Below are 22,145 nucleotides of genomic sequence, written 5' to 3' on the forward strand. Positions count from 1 at the left end.
TGAGTCTGTCCGATGCCAAGGCACCGATGGCCTTGTCCGTGAAAAAAGTATATTCACGGCGATGCATGAAAAATTGGACAAAGGCGGCAGACGACAGGACAATTTGTGCATCAGGAGACGCGCGACATGAGGAAAATCCCTAACTACAACTTGTACGGAGAATCGGCGCGTCCGCCGTGGTATGACGCGTACAACTTCGAATGGATCGTCGAGCGCAGCGCGCCCAACGACTGGCATATCGATGCTCATCGCCATGACGCGCTCTTGCAATTTCTGTACATTCGTGCCGGCGGCGGTCAGGTGCTGATCGAGAACAGCATGATCGATATCGTGCCGCCGTGCGTCATCCTGCTGCCCGCGCAAACAGTACATGGATTCAACTTTGCGCCGAACGTCGACGGTCTCGTCGTGACCGTCGCGCAACGATCGATCGAGGCGCTTGCTTCGATTGCCGCGCCGGGACTCATTCCGGTGCTGCAACGCGCGGGCGTCTCGCGGATGAATGCTCAGTCCGTGAAGGACAGCGCGTTCATGCCGATCATCGATTTGCTGGAAAAGGAATTTCGCGCGACGAACCGTGGACACATGGCGGCGGGCATGTCGTTATTGATCGCATTGTTCATTCATGTCGCGCGGCTGTGCGAGAGCGCGTCCACGCCGAATGTCGCGTCGACGGAAAGGCGCGCACAACAGATCAAGCGCTTCAGGGAACTGGTGGCCACACATTTTCGTGAGCATCGTCCCGTGGATTTCTATGCGCAAAAGCTCGGCATGACCGTCACGCAACTCGGGCGCGTGTGCCGCGAAGAGATATCGAGCTCGCCGCTCGCGATGATCAACGAGCATCTCGTGCGCGAGGCACAACGCGATCTCGTGTATTCGAACATGTCGGTCAAGCAGATCGCGCATGGATTGGGCTTCGCGGATATCGCCTACTTCAGCCGCTATTTCCGCAAGCAGACGGGCGTCACGCCCACGCAATTTCAGGCCGAAGCGCACAAGGCGCTGGCCATCCAATAGCCTGACGGCTTCGGTGTCGAAGGGTTGCCACCATCGTGCAAGCGTGCGATGCTTCGCCGTGCTCTGAATCGATCAAAAACAAGAACGGCGCGAGCGAGACCAGTCCGGTTCAATCACCCTTCGAAGGAGTGAGCATGATCGCACTGTCATCGCATCGAGCGGCGCAACGGGCGTCGCGGCGCTTCCACTTCAAGGCACGCGGAATGCTGGGCGCCTGGCTCGTCATGAGCGCGGCGGCCAATCTTGCGTATGCCGACGCACAAAGCAGTTATACGCTGCCGCCGCCACCGAGCGAGTTATACGGCGATCTTTTCGTCGCCGTGCAGACACAAGGCATTTATCCGGATCAGAAGACTTTCGTCGATGCAGTGCCCAAGATCGACCCGGCGCAGATCGTTCAGGCTTATCACCAGCAGATGTCGGTGCCGGGCTTTTCGCTGAAGACCTTTGTCGGACAGTACTTCACGCCGCCCACCGATCAGGTCATCACGCCGCCACCGAATCAGTCGCTCGTCGAGCACATCGACTGGCTTTGGCCAGAGCTCACGCGTCTGACGACGAGCGCGAACGTGCCGCCCAATAGCTCGCTGATACCGATGCCCAAGCAATATGTCGTGCCGGGAGGACGTTTTCGCGAGGGCTACTACTGGGATACCTATTTCACGATGCTGGGTCTTCAGGAAGCGGGCCGCGAAGATCTCGTCGACGATATGCTCGATAACTTCGCGTATCTGATCGATACGATCGGACATATTCCGAACGGCAATCGTACCTATTACGTGAGCCGCTCGCAGCCGCCGTTCTTCTCGTATATGGTCGAACTTGCCGCGCACAAGGAAGGCGGGCGTGTCTATCAGAAGTATTTGCCGCAATTGCGGCGTGAATATAGCTATTGGATGAAGGGCGCGGATACGCTGCAGCCGGGCGGAGCGGTGCGCAACGTCGTGATGCTGCCGGACAAGACCGTGCTCAATCGCTATTGGGACGCACGTGACACGCCGCGTGACGAGTCATATTCGGAAGACGTCGCCACGGCCAAGCTGGTCACGGATCGTCCGGCGAACGAGGTTTATCGCGATTTGCGCGCGGCGGCCGAAAGCGGCTGGGATTTCAGTTCGCGTTGGTTCGGCGACAACATGACGCTCGCGACGATCCGCACGACATCGATCATTCCGGTCGATTTGAATAGCCTGATGTTCCACCTCGAAACGACGATCGCGATCGGCTGCGGCGAGGCGCGCGATTTCGGTTGCGTCGGCGAGTTCGTCGGGCGGGCGGCCAGGCGTGCGATCGCCATCAACAAGTATCTCTGGAACAAGAATGGATACTACGGTGATTACGACTGGAAGCTCGGGCAACCGCGCAATAATCCGTCGGCGGCGATGCTGTATCCGCTCTTCGCGAACGCCGCATGGCCGGAGCGCGCGCACAAGACCGCGAAAACAGTCGAAGCGATTCTGCTGAAACCGGGCGGACTCACCACCACCACCTACAACACCACACAGCAATGGGACGCGCCGAACGGCTGGGCGCCGTTGCACTGGATCGCGGTCCAAGGCCTGAAGCGCTATGGACGCAGCGACCTCGCGCAGCAGATCGGCACGCGCTTTCTTGGCGACGTGAATAACGTCTACAAGACGCAGCAGAAGCTCGTCGAGAAGTACATCGTGGAAGGCGAGGGAACGGGCGGCGGCGGAGGCGGCGAGTATCCGTTGCAGGACGGCTTCGGATGGACGAACGGCGTGACGCTGAAGCTGCTCGATCTTTATCCGTCGGCGCAATAGGCAATCGAAGCGACTGACATCGCCGATGTATCTCATTCGGCGATGTCAGCACGCGATGCGTATCAACTTTGCTTCGCCTGTTTTTGTCGCCGATATTCCGTCACCGGCAGGCCGCCCACACCCCAGTTCTCCAGTTCCACCTCCTCGATGACGACGAACGTGGCATCGAGTGGCTTGTTCAACACATCGAGCAAGAGCCGGCTTGCGCCCTCGATGAGCTGCTTCTTTTCATCGGCAGTGACGGCGTTCGTGCCGGGCTTGTTGCCTTCGCGTGTCACCTGAATCGTAACGATCGGCATGGCGATCTCCTTGAGTGGCAGACGGCGAAGCGCCCGCACGGGCGCGTTCGAAACCGGTAAAGAATCGATCAATGTCCCGCGCTTTGACCGCCATCGACGTGCAGGATCTCGCCCGTCACGAAAGGTGCGGAATCAAGATACAGCACGGCATTCGCGATGTCGCTCATTTCACCCATGCGTCCCATCGGATGCAGGGCGCCGAGTGCTTCGTGCGTTTCGGACGCGTGCATCGGCGACTTGATGATGCCGGGCGACACGGCGTTCGCACGAATGCCGGACTTCGCATATTCGATCGCAAGCGATTTCGTCGCGGCATTCAGACCGCCCTTCGTCAGCGACGCGAGGACCGAAGGCACGCCGCTCACCGCATGATCGACGAGCGTCGTCGTGATGTTGACGACATGCCCGCTCTGGTTCTTTTCCATCTGCTCGATGGCCAGTTGCGTGACATGGAAGAAGCCGTTGACATTCACGTTGAGGACCGCGGCATAGTCTTCCTGCGTATATTGCGTGAAGGGTTTGGCGATGAAGATGCCGGCATTGTTCACGAGCGTGTCGATGCGGCCGAAGTTGGCGATCGCCGCTTCCACGACGCGCTGCGCGGTGGCGCGTTCGCCGATATCGCCCGCGACCGCGACGATATTCGGATCGTCCGGCTGCCGAATGGAACGGGCTGTCGCGACGACGCGATAACCTTGTGCGCGAAACGCGTTGACGATTTCGGCGCCGATGCCTTGCGATGCACCGGTGACGATGGCGACCTTGTTGGTGTTGCTCATGATGAACCTCGATAGATGTTGATGTGGGCCTGTTGCGGATCGGACCGAAGGCTCCGATGGCTCGTAATCTAGGCCTTTCGAGGTTCATTGCGTACACCCGCGGTGGACAATCAGTCTTGCGCGCGAGGAACAAATGCGCGCCGCGCGAATCGATCAGACGAATGACTCAACGGGAGAGACGACGTGGGATTGCATAACGTAAAGGCATTCGTATTCGACGTATTCGGCACCGTCGTCGACTGGCGCGGCGGCGTCGCGCGCGAGGCCGCACCGTTCCTGCAACGCTACGGCGCGGCGGGCGCGCGGCCCGAGGCTTTCGCCGATGCGTGGCGCGGCCGCTATGTGCCCGCGATGCGCAAGGTCATCGGCGGCGAGCGGCCATTCGTGCGGCTCGATGTGCTGCATCGCGAGAATTTGCTGGATGTGCTGCCGGAGTTCGGCATTGAACCGAAGTCTGTTCCTGCCGAAGTGCTCGACGAACTGAATCTCGCGTGGCATCGACTCGATCCGTGGCCGGATTCGATTGCGGGCCTGCAAAGACTCAAGGCACGCCATATCATCGCACCGCTTTCGAACGGCAACATTCGTCTGATGGTGGATATGGCCAAGCGCGCCGGCTTGCCATGGGATGCGATTCTCGGCGCGGAGATCGCGCAGATCTACAAGCCCGATCCGCAGGCGTATCTGCGCACGGCCGACGTGCTGATGCTGAAGCCGGACGAAGTATGTCTCGTCGCTGCGCACAACGACGATCTCGCGGCCGCAAGAAAGTGCGGCTTGCGTACGGCGTTCGTCGCGCGTCCGTATGAGCGCGGTCCCGGTCAGACAGTGGATCTGAAAGCCGAAAGCGACTGGGATGCCGTCGCGAACGACATGAACGAACTGGCCGATGCCGCAGGCGCATGAACGCCGCGAACATCGGCCAGTGAAGACGGACTAAGCGACGCCTTCGACGATACGGAAATCGCGCACCACGGAATCGCCCAGCACTTCCAGTGCGTGCTTGTACGTTGCGCTGTTATAGGCAGCGACCGCTGCGTCGAGCGAATCGAATTCGATGACCACCGTGCGCTCGATGGCGCCTTCGCCTTGCACCATCGCCGCGACCCCGCGAACGAGCGGACGGCCGCCGCCTTCCGCGATCGCTTGCGTCGCGATCTTCGCGTACTGCGCAGCCTGCTCGGGTTTCATGATCGTCTTGTACACGCTGACCCAATATCCTTTTGCCATCTTTATCTCCAGTGTTTGACGGGCGCTTTGCGCCATGAGGCGAACGCAGCGCGCTGGTGCGCTCAGTCCGGCGGCCAGCATAGCAAATTATCGATTCAGCGCGTTTCAGTGAAAGGTGCTTTCCTGTGCTAGGGGTTAACCCGAGAGATTCAGCGTCATAGACTGCTCTCACTGCTTCGAACGACACTGAGTTCGAAGCCAAGCACCTCATAACACTGGAGTTTCATCATGAAGTCGATCATCCGCGCAGCAGTCGTCGCCACCGCTCTTGTCGTTCCCGTCGCTTCGTTCGCGCAAAGCCAGATCACGCGCGCTCAGGTGCGTGCGGAACTCGCCGCATTGGAGAGCGTCGGTTATCACGTGGGCGACGGCGATCAGGCGCATTATCCCGAAGCGATTCAGGCGGCCGAAGCGAAGCTCGCCGCACGCGACGGCGCGACGGCTTATGGCGGCGCGGCTAACGGCACGACGCAATCGGGCGGTGCGCGCGTGTCGCAATCCGACTGGAACGCGATGTACTCGCGCTGAAGTGCGAATGCCTGAAGCGGGATTTCATGTCCGCTTCAGGCGCAGCAATCAGTCCGCCGCGTATTTGCGATCGAGCTCGTCGTAAAGCGGCTTGTTCACGAGGCGCTGACGCTCGGCGAATGGCGTGACGACGGCGGGATCTTCATCGAGCCGCCCTTGCGATTTCAATGCGCCTAGCGCGGTCTGCATGCCGCGCACGGCGCTTTGCAAGGCGGCGTTCGCATAGAGCACGAGGCTGAAACCCAGGCGCTGGAGATCCGCCTGATCCGTCACCGGCGTCTTGCCGCCGATCACGATGTTGATCAGTTGCGGCGCATCGAGCAGCTTGGGCAGCGATGCGATTTGCTCCGGCGTTTCGATCGCTTCGACAAAGAGAACGTCCGCTCCCGCTTCGACGAATGCTCGCGCGCGCTCGATCGCCGCATCGAAACCTTCCACCGCGCAGGCATCGGTGCGCGCGACGATCAGAAAGTTATCGTCTTCGCGTGCATCCACGGCCGCGCGTATCTTGCCTGTCATCTCATTCGTCGAGATCACGGCCTTGCCCGCGAAATGGCCGCATTTCTTCGGCATCACCTGATCCTCGAGCTGAATCGCATCGGCGCCCGCGCGCTCCAGCGTGCGCACGGTATGGCGCACATTGAGCGCATTGCCGAAGCCCGTATCCGCATCGACGATGAGCGGCACCTCCACCGCATCGCGAATGCGCGCCGTATGTTCGGCGATTTCCGCGAGGCCCATGAAGCCGAGATCCGGCATGCCGAGCGACATGTTCGTGACGCCCGCGCCGGTGATGTAGATCGCTTCGAAACCCAGATCGGCGGCGACACGCGCGCTCATCGCGTTGAACGCGCCAGGCAGGAGCAGGGCGCTGCGTGCGTTGACCCGTTCGCGGAACGCAGCACGGCGGCGGGAAGATGAAGTGGTCATGGCTTCGGTTCCGGAAAGAGATTTCGTGTTCGGCGCCGATGTATGCGCCAGCGTCTGCAATGCTAACGCGCGTTGCGCTTCGATGCTCGCGCGAGCATCACGGGAAGCGGAACAGCGCACGCGCCGAGTCGCGCAACACGATGGTACGCAGCGATGCGTCCGGAATCCAGCGGTCGAGCGCATCGCGCGAAGCGCCGTAGTCGATCAGGCTTCGATGCTGCGTATGCGGCCAGTCGCTGCCCCACACGAGCCGGGATGCACCGAACGAATCGAGCAATGCGCGAGTGAGCGTCTGACCGAGCGATGCGCCACTCTCGCCGCACACGCTGCGATAAGCCGCCGATAGCTTGACCCACACACGTCCGCTTCTGGCCGTCTTCAGAAGATAACGAAAGCCCGGATCGTCCGCGCCGAATGCGGGATCGGGACGGCCGAAATGGTCGATCACGATCGTGCAGCCCTGTTCGACGAGCGGCGTGATGAGCATCGGCAGATCCACGGCACTGCGATGAATCTCGACATGCCAGCCCAGCGCATTGATGCGCTCGAACAATTCGCGCCAACGGGTTTCGCGCAGATCGGGCAAGGCGAGGCCGATCAGATTGAGCCGCATGCCGACGACACCGAGCGCCGCGAGCCGATGCAACTCGGCGTCGCTGATCGAAGGATCGATGACGGCCACGCCGCGAAAGCGCCGCGGATAGCGCTGCAGCACGTCGACGAAGAATGAATTGTCCGTGCCCAGAAAACTGGGCTGCACGAGCACGGCATGCGATACACCGTTGGCGCGCAAGTGCTCGGCGTAGTCATCGAGCGTCGCGTCATAGTCGGGCGCATGACGGCGATGCGGCGCGAGCGGAAGGCCGCGCACGAAGACATGCGCGTGGCTGTCGATCGCTTCGATCGCGGCGGGCGTCGATTCGAGCCAGTTCTCGTCGGCGAGCGTGGCGTGAAGTGAGTGCGTCATGGAAGTATCAGACATGCTTGGGCGAGCGCTCGCCCGATGCGGCTTGAGCGGGGACAGTCGCAATGCGGCGGCCTTTCGTCTCGGGCAACAGCAACGCGGCGATGACGACAAGTCCATACGCGATGCCCGCGTCGATGCCGAGCGCCTGTCCGAGCGGCATCGAATTGCCCATGTGCCCGACGAGCACCGGAAACACGGCGGACACCACGCGTCCGAAGTTGTAGCAGAAGCCGACGCCGGTGCCGCGCACGCCCTGCGGATAGAGTTCGTTGAAGAGTGCGCCGAGCGTGGCGGGAATGCCCGCGGAGAACAGACCGAGCGGGAAGCTCAAGATGAGCATCGCGACATCGCCGATCGGCAAGAAGACATAGACGTTGACCGTGATCGCGCAGCAGATCGCGAAGAGAATCACGTTCTTCCGCCGACCGATCTTGTCTTGCAGCCACGCACTGACAAAACATCCGATGATGAACGCGGTGATCACCACCGTCAGATAGCCGCCCGTGCCGAGCACCGATAGATGACGCTCGGTTTTGAGGTAAGTGGGCAGCCATGTCGTTATCGCGTGATAGCCGCCATGCGCGCCGAGTCCGATCAATCCACCGACGATCGTCGTGCGCAGCACCGAGGGATGGAAGATGCCGGCCAGGATCGCGAATGCGCCCTGACGTGGCTCGGGTTCTTCGCTCGGTTTCGATTCGCGAGGCGGCTCTTCGATATTGCGGCGCATATAAACGACGAGCAGCGCCGGTATCAGGCCGACCGCGAACAGCACACGCCACGCCCAATCGGGCGAGACCCACGAAAACACGACCGTATAGAGCAATACCGCGCCGGCCCAGCCGAAACCCCATGCGCTTTGCACGATGCCCATCGCTTTGCCGCGATGCTTAGCGCGAATCGTTTCGCTCAGCAACACGGCGCCCGCCGTCCATTCGCCGCCGAAGCCGAGCCCTTGAAGCGACTTGAGCACGAGCAACTGCTCGAAGTTTTGTGCGAAGGCGCTGAGAAACGTGAAGAGCGAGAACCAGAGCACCGTCACTTGCAAGGCCTTGACGCGCCCGATGCGATCGGACAGCACGCCGGCGAAAAGCCCGCCCAACGCGCCCGCGACGAGCGTCGCGCCGCCGATCAGGCCCGCTTGTCCCTTGCCGATGCCCCATGTCGCGATGAGCGTCGGAATGACGAGGCTGAATAACTGCGTGTCGACGCCATCGAGCGCCCAGCCTGCAAAGCATCCCCATAGCGTGCGTTTTTCCGCCGTGGAAATCTCACGGTACCAATTCATCTTGCGTCTCCTGTGCGGGCCTCGGGCCGGCTCTTGTTCACTATGCCATTGCATTCTAGAAACGAAGGTCGGCCTCGCATACTATGGATATGTTCATCTTTCATTGCATTTTGATATGCTCGCGGCATGGAGACGCGCAACCTCAAATACTTCCTCGCCGTGGTCGATGCAGGCAGCGTCACGCGCGCGGCCGAAGTGCTCGATATCGCGCAACCCGCGTTGAGCCAGGCGCTTTCACGCATGGAGCGCGATCTCGGCGTGAAGCTTTTCGAGCGCACGCGACGCGGCGCACAGTTGACGGCGGCGGGCGAGGCGATCGTCGAAGACATCAGACTGAGCGTCGCGCGTATCGATGCCGCGTCGCATCGCGCCCGTGAAATCGGCGCGCAACGCGGCGGGCGTTTGACGATCGGCTTCGCATCGGCGGCGCTTTTCAGTCTGTTGCCGCGGGCCATTGCCGCGCTGCGCGGCGAGGTGCCCAATGTCGAACTCATACTGAGGGAAATGAGCAACGCGGAACAGGCGAGCGCGCTGGAGAAAGGCACGATCGATATCGGTCTGCTGCATACGCCTGTGGCCGTCGGCGGACGCATGCGCGAGAAACTGATCGCGCGAGAACGCTTGCTGGCCGTGCTGCCGTGGTCTTTCTCCATTGGCGATGACGGAAAAGTCGGTTTGAAAGAGTTATCCGATGCCGGCCTCGTCTGGTTTCCGAGCGATCAACTGCCGGTCGTGCGCGCGGGTATCCTGAGTGCTTTTCGCAAGGCGGGATGCGAGGCGAATGTCGTGCAGGACGCGAATCGTTCGCTGACCGTGCTGGCTTGCGTCGCGGCGGGATGCGGCGCATCGCTTCTGCCGCAATCCGTGACGGCATTGCAATTCGCCGGCGTGCGCTTCTGCGAGGTGCGCGACGGCGATAACCTGCCGCCCTTCGAACTCAGCGCGATATGGCCGACGCGCTCGCGCCCGACGCTCGCGGACCGTTTCGCGGCCTTGCTCGAAGCATGAGCGCGTCGCAAGATGCACGCATGCCCGTTCAGGAGACACACATGAATCAACCGTCGAACGATCTGCCTTTGCCGGAGGGCATTCGCGCGCGCATGATCGACAACGGCAATGGCCTTTCGATGCATGTGCTCGAAGCGGGCTTCGATGCGCCCGGACGACCTTGCATCGTGCTGCTGCACGGCTTTCCGGAACTTGCTTTTAGCTGGCGCAAGGTTATGAAGCCGCTCGCCGATGCGGGCTTTCATGTCGTCGCACCGGATCAGCGAGGTTATGGGCGCACCATCGGCGGCGCGGCCTCGTTCGATGCCGATCTCGACGAGTTCACCTTTCCGAACCTCGTGCGCGATGTGCTGGGCCTCGTGTCGGCGCTGGGCTATCGCAGGGTTGCATCGGTCATCGGTCATGACTTCGGCTCGCCCGTGGCCGCGTGGTGCGCACTCATTCGCCCCGATGTGTTCGCGTCGGTCGCGATGATGAGCGCGCCGTTCGCGGGGCCACCCGCATTTCCGTTCAACACGGCGAAGAACGATGCGAGGCTCGCGCGCGTGGAAACAGCGCCATCGGTCATGGCCGAAGCGGTCGCGGCGCTTGCATCGCTCGACCCGCCGCGCAAGCACTATCAATGGTATTACTCGGGTGCGCAGGCCAACGACGACATGTTGCGCGCGCCCCAAGGCCTCGCGGCGTTCCTGCGCGCGTATTACCACGTCAAGAGCGCGGACTGGCCGGGCAATCACCCGCATCCGCTCGCAGCGGTCACGGCCGATCAACTGGCGCTGCTTCCCGCGTACTACGTGATGAACGCCGACGCGACGATGCCGCAGACCGTCGCGGAGCACATGCCGGACGCCGGGCGGATCGCCGCATGTGCGTGGCTGTCCGATGCGGATTTGAATGTCTACGCGGCCGAATATGCGCGCACCGGATTCCAGGGCGGACTGAACTGGTATCGCTGCGGCACCGACCCGCGTTATGCATCGGCGTTGCGGACCTGGTCGGGATGCACGATCGACGTGCCGTCATGCTTCATAGCCGGCGCGAGCGATTGGGGCTATTACCAGCGACCGGGCGATTTCGAAGCGATGCGCGTACTGGCCTGCACCAATTTTCGCGCGGCGCATCTGATCGAAGGAGCGGGGCATTGGGTTCAGCAGGAACAGCCGAGCACGGTGGTCAGCCGCGTCCTGCGCTTTCTGAGGCAGGATGCGCCCGCGATCTAGAGAAAATGTATCCATACGTGTATGAAGTTTCCTCATGTAAGAGTTGCGGTCTGATAGCCGATTCGGCGGAACTTCACTTGAAACGCGTTTGTCCACGGGCCTCGCGGCCTTGTTTGTAGGTCGGATTGAACCGCGAGGAGAGTATCGATGGATAAAGGACGTGTTGCCGCGCTCGACGCAGGCCGGGCGCTCGCGATCGTCGGGGTCGTTGCAGTACACCTGTCGTTTCAGTTTCCCAATCTGCTTGGCGCCGTAACGCTCATTGCGCGCATGGGCCAATACGGCGTGCAGCTTTTCTTCGTGATCAGCGCGATCACGATCTTCATGACGCTCGAAATGGATCACGCGCGTTGCGCGGATGCGCGTCATGTGACGCTGCGCTTCTATATCAAACGCTTCTTTCGCATTGCACCGATGTATTACGCCGCGATCGCGGTGTACGGTCTCATCAGTTATGGTGCGACGCGCTCGGGCATCGAACGCGCATGGATTCTCGGCGCGCACGGCCCGATGGACGTGCTGCTCAACATGCTCTTTCTGCATGCGCTCTCGCCGACGGCGATCAATAACGTCGTGCCGGGAGGATGGTCGATCGGCGTGGAAATGCTTTTCTATATGATCGCGCCGCTGCTGTTCTTTCTCGCGATGAATCGTGCGCGTCTGCTGCTGGCAACCGTGCTGTTGCTCGGCCTGTCGTGCGCCGTGATGTCGATGAGCGATTGCAACGGCACGCTCGATTGCAACGTGGCCAATAACACCTTCAGCTATTTCTGGCCGCCCGTGCAGGGGCCGTGCTTCATCGTCGGCATGTGGGCATGGTACGCGTTCCGCTCGCATTTGCTCGGCGCGTCCGATGTGACGAAGCGCGTATCGTGGCTCTACTTTTCGCTGGCATTGGGATTTGCGCTGATGACCGCCGCGCTCGGCGTATGGCTCGACAAGGCGCATGCACTCGCGCCCGTGTTCGCCGCCTGCAGTGCCGTCGCGTTTCTCTTGTTCGTGTGCTCGCGTCATGCACGCAAGCATCGCGACAGGCCGCACGCCGCGTCGCGCGTCATATTCGTTCGACGCTGCGCCGCCGCGCTCGGCCGTGAAAGTTATGGTATTTATCTTTGGCACTTCATCTGCGTCTATGTGACGTTTCATTTCTTCGATCGCACGTTCGGACAGAAGAATGGAGAAACGTCGCTTGCGCTATTCGGCGCGACGCTGATCGCGGTGCTGGTCGTTTCTTATGCACTGTCGCGCATGTCGGACAGGCTGATTCAAGGGCGTGCGACGCGCTTGTCGAGACGCTTGCTCGCATCGGTCGATCGACGTTTTCATCTGACGCGCGACGCCTGATCGCGAGGATGCGCATGAGCGGTGAACGCCTGACCGAAAGTCGCCATGGCTCGGCTTTCCCGCTGTCGAAATACACGCGCGCATTCATTCGCTTCGCGCGCAAGCGTGGGGGCGTCGCGCTCGATATCGGCGCGGGCTACGGAACCGCATCCTTGCCTTCGCTGAGCAGGCGCACGCGCGTGATCGCCAACGATATTTCGCGCGCGCAACTGGAGCAGATCAGGCGGGCGGCGCCGGCAGGGCTCGAGCACAATCTCGTGCTGCTGGAGGGCGCATTCCCGCGATACGATCTCGAAGAATCTTCTCTCGATGCAATTCTCGCGTCGCACGTGCTGCATTTCCTCGCACCCGACGATTTCCGCGCGGGCGTCGCCAGGATGCACGACTGGCTCAAGCCCGGCGGCAAGGCGTTCGTGCTGTGCTTCACGCCTTATCATCGATTCATGGCGAAGATGATTCCGGACTATGAGCGCGCGGTTGCATCGGGCAGTGCATGGCCCGGCCTGACCGACGATTCGGATCGCTATGCTCTCGTGCCGAAGCTCTTGCCCGCGACGGTCAACCTGATGGATCCCACCATCCTCGCACGCGAGTTTCTGCACGCGGGCTTTCGCATCGAGTGCACGGAATTCACGCCGTGTCCGCGCGGCCTGAATCCGGAGTACTTTCCGCTCGACGGCCGCGAATGGGCCGGACTCATCGCCTACAAGAGCGCCTGATTGGCCGTCGCGGACGCGCACAGATCGAAGCGCCGCCCGCGCGTGCGATACAACACGATGCTCGCGACGAGCGTAGCCACTTCGGTAACGGCGACGGTCATCCAAAGACCGCGCGGCCCGAGCCACTCGGTCAGGAGCCAGAGCATCATCAGCAGCAACAGCCAGCTTCTCAGCAGCGCGACGATCATCGATGCGAGCGGCGCCTCGATGGCGGTCAGATAGCCGCTGATTGCGACATTGATCGCGGCAGGCAGGAACGCGAGCGCACACCAGGGCAACGCATCGCGCAGAAGTGCTTGCGCCTGCGGACTGTCGGGCACGAAGAGCGCGCCGAGCGGCTGCGCGAGCGTGAGAATCGCGAACGCGGCGGCGATCGCGAAGCCGGCGGTGACCGCGATGCCGATCGAAAACGCGCGTGACACGGCGTGTGCGTTGCCCGCGCCGCGCTGAAAGCTCACGATGGGTTGCATGCTCTGCACGAGCGCGACCATCGTGACCGACGCGATCATCGTCATGTATTCGACGACCGCGAACGCGACGAGACCCGTGTCGCCGAGCCAGCGCAATACCGCGTGATTGAACGCGAAGAGCGTGACGCTCGGCGCGATTTCGCCGAGAAATTCCGATACCCCGTTATAGGCCATGCGCCATGCGTGATCGAGCCGCGCGAAAGCATGCGCGACGGGACGAACGTGGCGCGCCTTGACGAAGTGATAGGCCAGCATCGGAATGCAGGCGAGCGCCTGACTGATGCCCGATGCAAGCGCCGCGCCGCGCATGCCCCATTGCATGTGACTCACCATCCACCAGGTCAGCGCGACATCGGCGATGCCGCCCGCGATGAGGCAGACCAGGCCGAATCTGGCCGCGCCTTCTATGCGCAGGAACAGTTCGAGCGCATAACATGCGGTCGGGAACAGGACGAACGGCGCATAAGCATGCAGGAAGTCTTTCGCGAGGCGCGCGAGTTCTCCGCGCGCGCCGGTCCATTGCACGAATGTATCGGCATAAAGATGAATCGCCAGTCCAAAGACGACGCCGCATAGACCGAGCAGCCAGAGCGCCTGCGTGAATGCTTCGGCGGCATCGCGCTCGCGCCGCTCGCCGAGCAGACGAGAGACGAGCGTCGATCCGCCGACACCGATCATCACGCTGAATGCATACGGCAGATAAAGCAGGGGCACGAGCAGATTCAACGCGGCAAGCGCATCGGCGCCGACATGGCGTCCGATGAAGATGCCGCTGATGACGGAGTGCATGCAGTACACCCATGCGGCGAGCACGGTGGGCACGGCGTAGTTCGAGAACTGACGAACGAGAGAAGCGTTGTTATGCGAAACCATGACTGACAATCCGACGTTACTCGCTAGGCACGCCAGATACACGGTCGCGACGCATCCGGCGTGCGAGTCAGAGTGATGGCATGGCGCATGTGCGCGATATGAGCGCGCCAAGGACTCGGGCGGGCCGCATATGAATGAAACGAAACTGAGTAGCGCACGAACTGGCCGCGCGAGAACAGGCCAGTGGGCTACGAGAGGAAATGCGTGACGAGGCTATCTGCGCGTGATGCGCGGATGCCGCTTCAGCCTTTCACGATGCGGTGGTTGGAGTGACGAACGCCAATGAAGGTTCCTCGATCGCGCTGTTAAGCGAATCATGAATCGCGCACCATTCACGCGCACCGACATGAAACGCTAGGCGCCCGACGCTTCCAGCGGCCTGTCCGTTTTCGCGCGCAAACCATACGCGGTCAGCATGCGATACAGCGTGACGCGCGAGATGCCCAGTTCGTCGGCCGCTTCACCGAGCCGTCCGCGATGCCGCAAGAGCGCCACTTCGATAGCCTGTCGCTCGGCCGCTTCGCGTGCTTGCGCGAGCGTCATCGGCGCGGCTTCCGCATATTCGCCGAGTTCGAGATCGCTTGCGAGAATCTGCCGTCCTTCCGACATGACGATGGCGCGGCGCACGCGATTGATCAACTCGCGCACATTGCCGGGCCAGCCATAGTTATGGAGCGCCGCGATTGCGCACGGCGCGAAGCCTCGCAGCCGCCGGCTCGCATCTTTTCTGAAGCGCTCGAGCATGTGATTCGCAAGCAGTTCGATATCCTTGCCGCGCACGCGCAACGGCGGCTCGTCGATCTGCAACACACACAGGCGATGGTACAAGTCCGCGCGAAAGCGTCCTTCGAGCATGGCCGCCTGCATGTCGACGTGCGTCGCCGAGATGATGCGTACATCGACATCCGTCGACCCTTGTCCGCCCAGGCGCTCGATCTTGCGCTCCTGCAGGAAGCGCAGCAGACTCGCCTGGCTTTCGAGCGGCAGATCGCCGATTTCATCGAGAAAGAGCGTGCCGCCGTCGGCTGCTTCCACGCGTCCGATCTTGCGCTGATTGGCGCCGGTGAACGCGCCGCGCTCATAGCCGAAGAGCTCCGATTGCAGCAAGTGCGCGGGAATCGCGCCGCAATTGATCGCGACGAACGGCTGCTCGCGGCGCACCGACCGCTCGTGAATCGCAACGGCGGTGAGTTCCTTGCCCGTGCCCGATTCGCCGGAGATGAATACGGGCGCATCGGTCATCGCGACCTTGCGAATCGAGCGATACAGCGCCTGCATCGCATCGCAAGAGCCGACCATGCTGCCTTCCTTGCATTCGTCCTTGCGCGGATCGTTGCTCGCGGTGTCATGCAGGGAGACCATGCCGTACGCATGTCCGACCGCATCGACGATACGGTCGGCGGCAGAGGGCACCGTCACGTAGTCGAAGCAGAAATCGCGAATCAGGCGGCAAATCTCGGGGCTTTCGACATGCTCGGCGTCGACGGTCGCAACCCAGCCGATCTGATAACTTGCCAGCAACCCGGTGAGCGTCGCCGCTTCGGCGGCAAAGCCGCGGCTCGTCAGGTCGACGATCCCGGCTGCGGCGCGTTTGCTGTGTCTCGCGGATTTGGGTGGCTTGGCCGGATCGATGCGCTCGATGGTCCAGCCACGAGCGTGCAGCCGCTCGGACAGATCCTCCGATACCCCGCGGCCCACGAAGTAGAGCGTTCTGGCTTCCCCGTACATGGCTTTTCTCAGCTTTTTTAGTAGATGTAGCGCCAAGTATGCGCCCGGTTGCCGTAATGTAAAAAGCCTCGCAAACGATAAGCTGATTTTGAATGTTTACATTGATCGGCAGAATCGATTAAAAACGTCATAGCATTTTTTGCGGGACGTCCGTGCGGAAATGCACTGATCGCACGTGCTTTTTTGACGCGCGCCTTATGCTGCAAAGCCTTTGCTCGGAAGAATGATCGGAACGAATTACTTATTCGCTTATGAATATGATTAGCTGTATAAGTATTTGCTCAATTGAATCTGACGAAGCCTGAAATATCAGATAATTAATACCTTCATGCAATTTCAGTTTGCGGCGCACGCAGGGCGAGCGTACAGTTCGCAAAGTGCGTCTTGTCTGATGAATACCCGTTCGAACATGGATAAAGCAGAGAACTCCACTTCAACGTATCAGCCGCGCTTGCTTCTCGTCGACGACGATCCGGCGATGATCCGCATCATCGGGGACATGCTCGCGGAATTCCCCAATCAGCGTTTTGCGACCACCGGCGAGGCCGCGCTTGCGCTCGCGCATGACGCGACGCCGGACCTCATCCTGCTCGACGCCAATCTGCCCAACATGACGGGCTTCGATGTCTGCGAGATCCTCAAGAAGGATGCGAAGCTCGCGCGCGTGCCGGTGATCTTCGTCACCAGTCACGACGCGCCGGCGCTCGAAGTCGACGCCTTTCGCATGGGCGCGGCCGATTACGTGATCAAACCGCTCGTCGCGCCGCGCCTGCAAGCGCGTGTGCGGGCACAACTTCGCCTGCGGCAGCGCGTGATGGAGGCGCTTGCGCGACGGCACGAGGAGGGCGCGAAGCCTGCGGCGTCGAAACCCACGGGCGTGCGCGTGCTCGGCATTCTCGCGGACGACATGATCGACGCGCATCGCCACGCGCTCGAAGGCATCGGCGCAGTCGACCTGGTGAAGGATTGCGACGCCGCGCTGCGTCTCGCGCAAGACAAGGAGCCGGATGCGATCGTGCTGGATGCGCGTTGCTGCGATAACCCTTGCGACGCCGTGCGCGCGTTGCTGACCGAACTGGCGCACGTGCCGATCGTCGTGCTGACCGATGGGCGCGATGTCGAAACCGAGCAGCGCACGCTCGATTCGGGTGCGGCGGATGTCATCGCGAAGCCGGCCCGTTCCGCGGTGCTTCAGGCGCGTGTGCAGGGCGCGCTGGCTTCGGCGTGCAAGGCGCGGGAAGAATTGCGCGCGCTGCTGGAGTCGGCGGGCGGTGCGAATGTTCATCCGTTTCCGGTGTACGCTCGCGACACCCGCGGTGCTTGAGCCGTAGCGTCCCGCCTCAAACCTGTTCGAGCATGTCGCGCGCGATCTCCGATGCGCGCGCGAAATCGAGTGCGCGCACCCGCGCGAGAAATTCCTCGAAGTCCTCGCGATGCACGCTCGGCGCATGCGGCGACAGGTTCTCGGATAGCGCGATCGCTTGCAGATTCGATGCATCGAGCAATGCGACGATCGCGGTGAGACGCGCGCGCCAGTCGTCGTCTTCCAGTGGCGACGCGCTCGCCGTGCGCTGCGTAGGCGTTCGGGGCCGACCGAATTCATCGACGAGTTGCGTCACGCTCGATGCGAGCAACTGCTGCATGTGCGATAGCCTTGCGCGCGTTGCGTCGAGCATGTGTGCATCGTGTTCGAGCGTGCTTGCGAGCTTCGCGAGCGCTGCCGCGCCGATCGTGCCGGCGCTGCCCTTGATCGCATGCAGCATCGATGCGACACCTTGCGCGTCGTGCGCCGCGAGCGCAGACGCAAGCTGCGCCAGTTGCCTGTCGGTCTGTGCGCCGAAGCGGTCGACCGCATTGCGGATCAGATCCGTATTGCCGCCGAAGCGCGCCACGATCGAATCGCGCGGCTCGATGACCGGATCGGCGTCCGCGTCTGCGTCGGTGCGCTCCGTATGCGGCGCCATCGGCGTGCGACCCGTGCACGCGCGCAGCACCGTGACCAGCCGCTCGACATCGATCGGCTTGCCCACGTGTTCGTTCATGCCGGCCTGCAAACAGGCGTCGCGATCCGCGCCGGATGCATTGGCCGTCATCGCGATGATCGGCAGCGCGGCGAAGCGGCCGTCCGCGCGAATGAGACGCGTCGCTTCGAGTCCGTCGAGATCGGGCATTTGCACGTCCATCAGCACCGCATCGAAGCGCACGTCGGCGGCCAAGACCCGGTCGACGCCCGCGCGGCCGTCTTCCGCGAGCGTCACGGACGCGCCCTCCGCCAGCAGCAGACCTTCGGCGACCTGACGGTTGAGTGCGTTGTCCTCGACTACGAGCAACGCGAGTCCGGTGAGGCGGCGCGCCTTGTTCGCCGGTTGCGGCCTGGCGGCCGGCATCGCGTCGATCCCGCGAGGCAGCGCGGCGCGGATCGCGGCGGCGAGCTGCTTCGGCGTCACGGGCTTGGTCAGGAAACCGGCGAAGGGCGCGGCGCCGCCTTCCTGCGACTCGCGCAACACTTCGCGTCCGAACGCCGTGACGAGCAACACGAGCGGCGGCGTGGCGCGGTCCTTCATCGCACTGATGCGCCTGGCCGCGCTCAGTCCGTCGAGTCCCGGCATGCGCCAGTCGAGCAGGACGATGTCGTAGGGCGCATCGCTCATGGCCGCCTCGCCGATGCGCGCGACCGCCTCGATTCCGCTCGTCACGATGTCCGCGTGCCAGCCGAGCGAGCGCACCGTGCGCGACATGATCTCGCCTGCGACCGGGTTGTCGTCGGCGATGAGAATGCGCGCGCCACGCTCGAGGATCGCGCCGTCGTCATGCACCCGCACGCCCGTCGTGTCCACTCCGAGCGTGATGTCGAACCAGAAGCGGCTGCCTTCGCCCACGCGGCTTGCCACTTCGAGCTGGCCGCCCATCATCGCGACGAGCCGCTTGCTGATGACGAGCCCGAGACCGGAGCCGCCGTAGCGGCGCGACGTCGACGCCTCCGCCTGCGTGAAGCCTTCGAAAATGCGCCCGAGCTGTGCCTCGCTGATGCCGATGCCGCTGTCGCTCACCGCGATGCGCACGCGTGCCGCATCGCCCGTCGCATCGCTAGAGTCTTCGATGCGATGCACGCTCACGACGATCTGCCCCGCCGACGTGAACTTGAGCGCGTTGCCCGCGAGGTTGATCAGCACCTGCTGAAGCCTGAAGCTGTCGCCGACGAGCACCGCCGGCAAGGACGGATCGAGGTCGAACAGCACTTCGACATCCTTCGCTCCCTGATTGCCCGATAGCACGATGCCCAGCTCCTCCATCAGCTTTTCCGGCTCGAACGGATGACTGTCGAGTTGCAGCTTGCCCGCTTCGATCTTCGAATAATCGAGGATGTCGTTGAGCAGGTTCAGCAACGACTTCGCGGCGGTCTCGGCCTTGCTCACGTAATCTTGCTGGCGCGCGTTGAGCGCCGTCAGTTGCACGAGATGCAGCATGCCGAGCACCGCGTTCATCGGCGTGCGGATTTCGTGGCTCATGTTCGCGAGAAACGACGACTTCGCCGCGCTCGCCGCATCGGCCTGTTCCTTCGCGTTGCGCAGATGGAATTCCAGTTCGTACTGGTCGGTGACGTCGTAGTTCACGCCGGTCATCACGAGGGGCGCGCCGTTCGCGTTGCGCTGCATGCGCAGACCGCTCTGGATGCGCCGCGTCGTGCCGTCCGGCAGGACGATGCGAAACGGCGGCAACGTCTCGGTTTCTCCCGCGACCGCCGCGCGCAGGTCCGCCATGATCGCGTCGTGATCATCGGGATGAATGCGCAGCCGCCAATGCTCGAAGTGCAGACCGTTATCGAGCATCTCGGGCGGGTATTGGTAAATCTCGAACATGCGCGCGTTCCAGTGCAGCTTGTCGGTCGCGAGATCCCACGACCAGATGCCCAGTTCGGCGATGTCGGCAGCCAGCAGCAACTGGTCGCGCGCGTGCGCCAGTTCGCTGCGTTCCTTTCTTTGTCGGGAAATATCCGTAATTACCGATACAAAATGCAATGCACCATCGAGCCGCATTGCGCCCGTGGAGACGTGCGCGGGAAACGACGTGCCGTCCTTGCGCTGTCCGGCAAGCTCGCAGTCGGCGGTCGTGACGCCGCTATCGCCTTTGAATTGCATGATGTATTCGTTATACGCATCCAGATGCGGCGGGGGCACCAGCATCCGGATGTTTTGCCCGATGACTTCGCTCGCCTTGTATCCGAATACCTTTTCGCCCGCCGAGTTGAACGAGCGCACCGCGCCGCGCTCGTCCACGGTGATGATCGGGCTGATCGCGGTGTCGAGCACGGTCTGGGTCGTCGCGAGGCTGCGCGCGAGTGCCTGCTCGATGCGCGTGCGCGCGGTGACCTGGCGCACGAGCCGCGCGCCGAACATCGCGATCACGAGCGCGAGCACGGTCGTGACCGACGCGTGCCAGAGCGTGTCGCGCCACCACGGCGCGAGGATTTCGTCCTCCGCGAGCGCCGCCGCGACGAAGAGCGGATAGTCCTGCAATTCCCGCAGGCTGTTCAGGCGCGTGATGTGATCTTGCGACGAGCGCGTCGTGAACACGCCGGCGCGGCCCTGTTCCAGATGCGAGCGATAGAGCGCCGTGTCGTTCACGTTCTTGCCGACGAAACGGTCTTCGAACGGCCGGCGCACGACCATCACGCCCGAATTCAAAACGAGCACCGCCGCGCCCGACTGGCCGAGATCGAGACTGTCGTAGAAACGCGAGAAGAAATCGATGTCGATGGTCGCGAGCGCGACGCCCGCGAAGCTGCCGTCGGGAGCATCGATGCGGCGCGACACCGGCACGATCCATTTGCCCGTCGAGCGGCTCTTGACGGGCGGCCCGATGTGCGAACCCTGATCGGTGTGCGCGCGGTGATATTCGAAGTACTCGCGATCCGAGTTGTTGAACCGCGATTCGAGCCTGGGCTGGGAATTGACGAGCCAGGCGCCGTTTTTGTCGTAGATGAAGAGGCCGTTCAGTTGCGGCAACTGCTCGACCCGCGACACGAGCGAGCGGTGCAGGCGCGCGAGCGCCTGCGGCGAGGTGCCGTCTTCCTCGACGCGCTCCACCATGCCGATGAGCGTCGTATCGGCTTCCTTGAAGGTGTCGTTCGCGTGCTGCGCCATCGCGCGCGCGAGGTTGGACGTCGCGGTCGTCATCTCGTCGATCTGCACGCGGCGCGCCGCGACGCTGCGCCACAGATCGGTGCCGACGATGAGCATGCAGACGACGCCGATAAACACCGTCATCCTGAAAGTGAGCGAATGGCGACTGTGCACGCCGTTGTCTCCGAATGAGCGATTGCAGGGCGCCAGGCCGGCGCGACGATCGAATGCTGCCGTATCTTATCGCGCCATTCGGAGGAGGCCGGTCGACGAACAGGCGAGGCGCCGCATGCGTTTCGCGCGGCTATCCGGCGTGTTTACGGCGCGAAGGCACGAAAGCTTGAGCCGGCGCGACGGGAATATTTTCGCTGCCCGGCTGGTTTCGAGAGCATGGAGTCGCCTTGTCCTAAAGCCCGCCGATCTGTTCGATCGTCGCCGCCTTTCAGGGCCGAAAGCGTTGGCTCGCGCCCGACAGTCGTGCCGGACCGCGGCGGCTGAAATCGCGCCGAGCCTTGTAGCACAAGCGATTCGCTGAACTGGCACGGTGCCTGCATCGAATGCCGACACCCGCCGCCTCAGCGACTCCCGATTGACCCGTCCTGCACGATCGCTCAGCCGGCATTTCATCGAAAGATTCGTTGATGCAAGTGGAGTGAATCATGTTGGGATACCTAATCAATATGGCAAAGGACATCATGCTGCCGCATCTGGTCTGCTGGACCGGCATGCTGCTGGACCGCGCGGAGCACAGCCGCCGCGATGAATATCTCGGATCGTGCGCGGATATCGGTGAACTCGAGCGCCGCATGCGTGCGTGCGACACCGACGCCTGATC

At 62.4% G+C, this 22,145-nt stretch carries 19 protein-coding genes; 10 read left to right on the forward strand and 9 right to left on the reverse strand.

The genetic code is table 11. From position 1 onward, the window contains the following. Nucleotides 1-126: 126 nt before the first annotated feature. Nucleotides 127-1,020, forward strand: a complete 894-nt coding sequence (locus tag U4Y90_RS26000; protein WP_321798909.1) for a helix-turn-helix domain-containing protein — start codon at nt 127-129, stop codon at nt 1,018-1,020. A 134-nt stretch (nt 1,021-1,154) separates the two neighbouring features. Beyond that, nucleotides 1,155-2,804, forward strand: coding sequence for an alpha,alpha-trehalase TreA (gene treA / locus U4Y90_RS26005; protein ID WP_321798911.1), 1,650 nt, complete (start codon nt 1,155-1,157; stop codon nt 2,802-2,804). Nucleotides 2,805-2,866: 62 nt separating this feature from the next. Here treA and U4Y90_RS26010 read toward each other — a convergent pair whose 3' ends face one another. Both U4Y90_RS26010 and U4Y90_RS26015 read right to left on the reverse strand, forming a co-directional pair. Next, entirely contained in the window at nt 2,867-3,103 is a 237-nt protein-coding gene (locus U4Y90_RS26010) for a 4-oxalocrotonate tautomerase family protein (protein WP_321798913.1), read from the reverse strand. Nucleotides 3,104-3,171: 68 nt separating this feature from the next. Further along, entirely contained in the window at nt 3,172-3,882 is a 711-nt protein-coding gene (locus tag U4Y90_RS26015; protein WP_321798914.1) for an SDR family oxidoreductase, read from the reverse strand. 183 nt (nt 3,883-4,065) lie between these two features. On the opposite strand from U4Y90_RS26015, the gene U4Y90_RS26020 reads away from it, so the two are divergent. Then, nucleotides 4,066-4,788 carry a haloacid dehalogenase type II gene (locus U4Y90_RS26020; protein WP_321798915.1) on the forward strand — a complete coding sequence of 241 codons (723 nt, stop codon included), beginning with the start codon at nt 4,066-4,068 and terminating at the stop codon, nt 4,786-4,788. 30 nt (nt 4,789-4,818) lie between these two features. Here U4Y90_RS26020 and U4Y90_RS26025 read toward each other — a convergent pair whose 3' ends face one another. Next, nucleotides 4,819-5,112: a DUF1330 domain-containing protein gene (locus U4Y90_RS26025; RefSeq protein ID WP_321798917.1), complete on the reverse strand. Its 294-nt coding sequence runs from the start codon at nt 5,110-5,112 to the stop codon at nt 4,819-4,821. Between the two features lie 228 nt (nt 5,113-5,340). On the opposite strand from U4Y90_RS26025, the gene U4Y90_RS26030 reads away from it, so the two are divergent. After that, nucleotides 5,341-5,640, forward strand: a complete 300-nt coding sequence (locus tag U4Y90_RS26030) for a DUF4148 domain-containing protein (protein ID WP_321798918.1) — start codon at nt 5,341-5,343, stop codon at nt 5,638-5,640. 48 nt (nt 5,641-5,688) lie between these two features. Here U4Y90_RS26030 and U4Y90_RS26035 read toward each other — a convergent pair whose 3' ends face one another. The 3 genes from U4Y90_RS26035 to U4Y90_RS26045 form a co-directional block, all read right to left on the reverse strand. Next, nucleotides 5,689-6,570: an isocitrate lyase/PEP mutase family protein gene (locus tag U4Y90_RS26035; RefSeq protein WP_321798920.1), complete on the reverse strand. Its 882-nt coding sequence runs from the start codon at nt 6,568-6,570 to the stop codon at nt 5,689-5,691. 97 nt (nt 6,571-6,667) lie between these two features. Then, on the reverse strand, nt 6,668-7,537 hold the full coding sequence (locus U4Y90_RS26040; RefSeq protein ID WP_321798922.1) for an amidohydrolase family protein: 870 nt from the start codon (nt 7,535-7,537) through the stop codon (nt 6,668-6,670). A gap of 7 nt (nt 7,538-7,544) precedes the next feature. Further along, the gene (locus U4Y90_RS26045) at nt 7,545-8,825 is read right to left on the reverse strand and encodes an MFS transporter (protein WP_321798924.1); all 1,281 of its coding nucleotides are present in this window, start codon (nt 8,823-8,825) and stop codon (nt 7,545-7,547) included. 126 nt (nt 8,826-8,951) lie between these two features. Between U4Y90_RS26045 and U4Y90_RS26050 the strand changes: the two genes are divergently transcribed. The 4 genes from U4Y90_RS26050 to U4Y90_RS26065 all read left to right on the forward strand — a co-directional run bounded on the left by U4Y90_RS26050 (nt 8,952) and on the right by U4Y90_RS26065 (nt 13,116). Further along, nucleotides 8,952-9,833 carry a LysR family transcriptional regulator gene (locus tag U4Y90_RS26050; RefSeq protein WP_321798925.1) on the forward strand — a complete coding sequence of 294 codons (882 nt, stop codon included), beginning with the start codon at nt 8,952-8,954 and terminating at the stop codon, nt 9,831-9,833. 41 nt (nt 9,834-9,874) lie between these two features. Continuing rightward, nucleotides 9,875-11,053 carry an alpha/beta hydrolase gene (locus U4Y90_RS26055; protein ID WP_321798927.1) on the forward strand — a complete coding sequence of 393 codons (1,179 nt, stop codon included), beginning with the start codon at nt 9,875-9,877 and terminating at the stop codon, nt 11,051-11,053. Between the two features lie 147 nt (nt 11,054-11,200). Next, complete coding sequence (locus tag U4Y90_RS26060) at nt 11,201-12,397, forward strand: acyltransferase (RefSeq protein WP_321798929.1); 1,197 nt, start codon at nt 11,201-11,203, stop codon at nt 12,395-12,397. A gap of 14 nt (nt 12,398-12,411) precedes the next feature. Next, a complete protein-coding gene (locus tag U4Y90_RS26065; RefSeq protein WP_321798930.1) occupies nt 12,412-13,116 on the forward strand; it encodes a class I SAM-dependent methyltransferase in 705 nt (234 codons plus the stop codon). Here U4Y90_RS26065 and U4Y90_RS26070 read toward each other — a convergent pair. Further along, entirely contained in the window at nt 13,101-14,459 is a 1,359-nt protein-coding gene (locus U4Y90_RS26070) for an MATE family efflux transporter (protein ID WP_321798932.1), read from the reverse strand. The genes U4Y90_RS26065 and U4Y90_RS26070 overlap by 16 nt on opposite strands. Before the next feature lie 354 nt (nt 14,460-14,813). Beyond that, a complete protein-coding gene (locus U4Y90_RS26075; protein ID WP_321798933.1) occupies nt 14,814-16,187 on the reverse strand; it encodes a sigma-54 dependent transcriptional regulator in 1,374 nt (457 codons plus the stop codon). A gap of 409 nt (nt 16,188-16,596) precedes the next feature. On the opposite strand from U4Y90_RS26075, the gene U4Y90_RS26080 reads away from it, so the two are divergent. Beyond that, on the forward strand, nt 16,597-17,511 hold the full coding sequence (locus tag U4Y90_RS26080; RefSeq protein WP_321798934.1) for a response regulator: 915 nt from the start codon (nt 16,597-16,599) through the stop codon (nt 17,509-17,511). A gap of 16 nt (nt 17,512-17,527) precedes the next feature. Here the strand turns inward: U4Y90_RS26080 and U4Y90_RS26085 are convergent, their stop codons facing one another. Continuing rightward, nucleotides 17,528-21,484, reverse strand: a complete 3,957-nt coding sequence (locus U4Y90_RS26085; protein ID WP_321798935.1) for a response regulator — start codon at nt 21,482-21,484, stop codon at nt 17,528-17,530. A 485-nt stretch (nt 21,485-21,969) separates the two neighbouring features. On the opposite strand from U4Y90_RS26085, the gene U4Y90_RS26090 reads away from it, so the two are divergent. After that, the gene (locus U4Y90_RS26090; RefSeq protein ID WP_321798936.1) at nt 21,970-22,143 is read left to right on the forward strand and encodes a hypothetical protein; all 174 of its coding nucleotides are present in this window, start codon (nt 21,970-21,972) and stop codon (nt 22,141-22,143) included. Nucleotides 22,144-22,145 lie beyond the last annotated feature (2 nt).

Origin of the sequence: Caballeronia sp. J97 (assembly GCF_905220305.1) — a bacterium.
Lineage (GTDB): Bacteria > Pseudomonadota > Gammaproteobacteria > Burkholderiales > Burkholderiaceae > Caballeronia.

What these genes read in the sequence shown, in the direction of transcription:
- U4Y90_RS26000 (WP_321798909.1), top strand. Translation starts at nt 127, where the DNA reads ATGAGGAAAATCCCTAACTACAACTTGTACGGAGAATCGGCGCGTCCG.
- treA (WP_321798911.1), top strand. Translation starts at nt 1,155, where the DNA reads ATGATCGCACTGTCATCGCATCGAGCGGCGCAACGGGCGTCGCGGCGC.
- U4Y90_RS26010 (WP_321798913.1), bottom strand. Translation starts at nt 3,103, where the DNA reads ATGCCGATCGTTACGATTCAGGTGACACGCGAAGGCAACAAGCCCGGC.
- U4Y90_RS26015 (WP_321798914.1), bottom strand. Translation starts at nt 3,882, where the DNA reads ATGAGCAACACCAACAAGGTCGCCATCGTCACCGGTGCATCGCAAGGC.
- U4Y90_RS26025 (WP_321798917.1), bottom strand. Translation starts at nt 5,112, where the DNA reads ATGGCAAAAGGATATTGGGTCAGCGTGTACAAGACGATCATGAAACCC.
- U4Y90_RS26030 (WP_321798918.1), top strand. Translation starts at nt 5,341, where the DNA reads ATGAAGTCGATCATCCGCGCAGCAGTCGTCGCCACCGCTCTTGTCGTT.
- U4Y90_RS26035 (WP_321798920.1), bottom strand. Translation starts at nt 6,570, where the DNA reads ATGACCACTTCATCTTCCCGCCGCCGTGCTGCGTTCCGCGAACGGGTC.
- U4Y90_RS26040 (WP_321798922.1), bottom strand. Translation starts at nt 7,537, where the DNA reads ATGACGCACTCACTTCACGCCACGCTCGCCGACGAGAACTGGCTCGAA.
- U4Y90_RS26045 (WP_321798924.1), bottom strand. Translation starts at nt 8,825, where the DNA reads ATGAATTGGTACCGTGAGATTTCCACGGCGGAAAAACGCACGCTATGG.
- U4Y90_RS26050 (WP_321798925.1), top strand. Translation starts at nt 8,952, where the DNA reads ATGGAGACGCGCAACCTCAAATACTTCCTCGCCGTGGTCGATGCAGGC.
- U4Y90_RS26055 (WP_321798927.1), top strand. Translation starts at nt 9,875, where the DNA reads ATGAATCAACCGTCGAACGATCTGCCTTTGCCGGAGGGCATTCGCGCG.
- U4Y90_RS26060 (WP_321798929.1), top strand. Translation starts at nt 11,201, where the DNA reads ATGGATAAAGGACGTGTTGCCGCGCTCGACGCAGGCCGGGCGCTCGCG.
- U4Y90_RS26065 (WP_321798930.1), top strand. Translation starts at nt 12,412, where the DNA reads ATGAGCGGTGAACGCCTGACCGAAAGTCGCCATGGCTCGGCTTTCCCG.
- U4Y90_RS26070 (WP_321798932.1), bottom strand. Translation starts at nt 14,459, where the DNA reads ATGGTTTCGCATAACAACGCTTCTCTCGTTCGTCAGTTCTCGAACTAC.
- U4Y90_RS26075 (WP_321798933.1), bottom strand. Translation starts at nt 16,187, where the DNA reads ATGTACGGGGAAGCCAGAACGCTCTACTTCGTGGGCCGCGGGGTATCG.
- U4Y90_RS26080 (WP_321798934.1), top strand. Translation starts at nt 16,597, where the DNA reads ATGGATAAAGCAGAGAACTCCACTTCAACGTATCAGCCGCGCTTGCTT.
- U4Y90_RS26090 (WP_321798936.1), top strand. Translation starts at nt 21,970, where the DNA reads ATGTTGGGATACCTAATCAATATGGCAAAGGACATCATGCTGCCGCAT.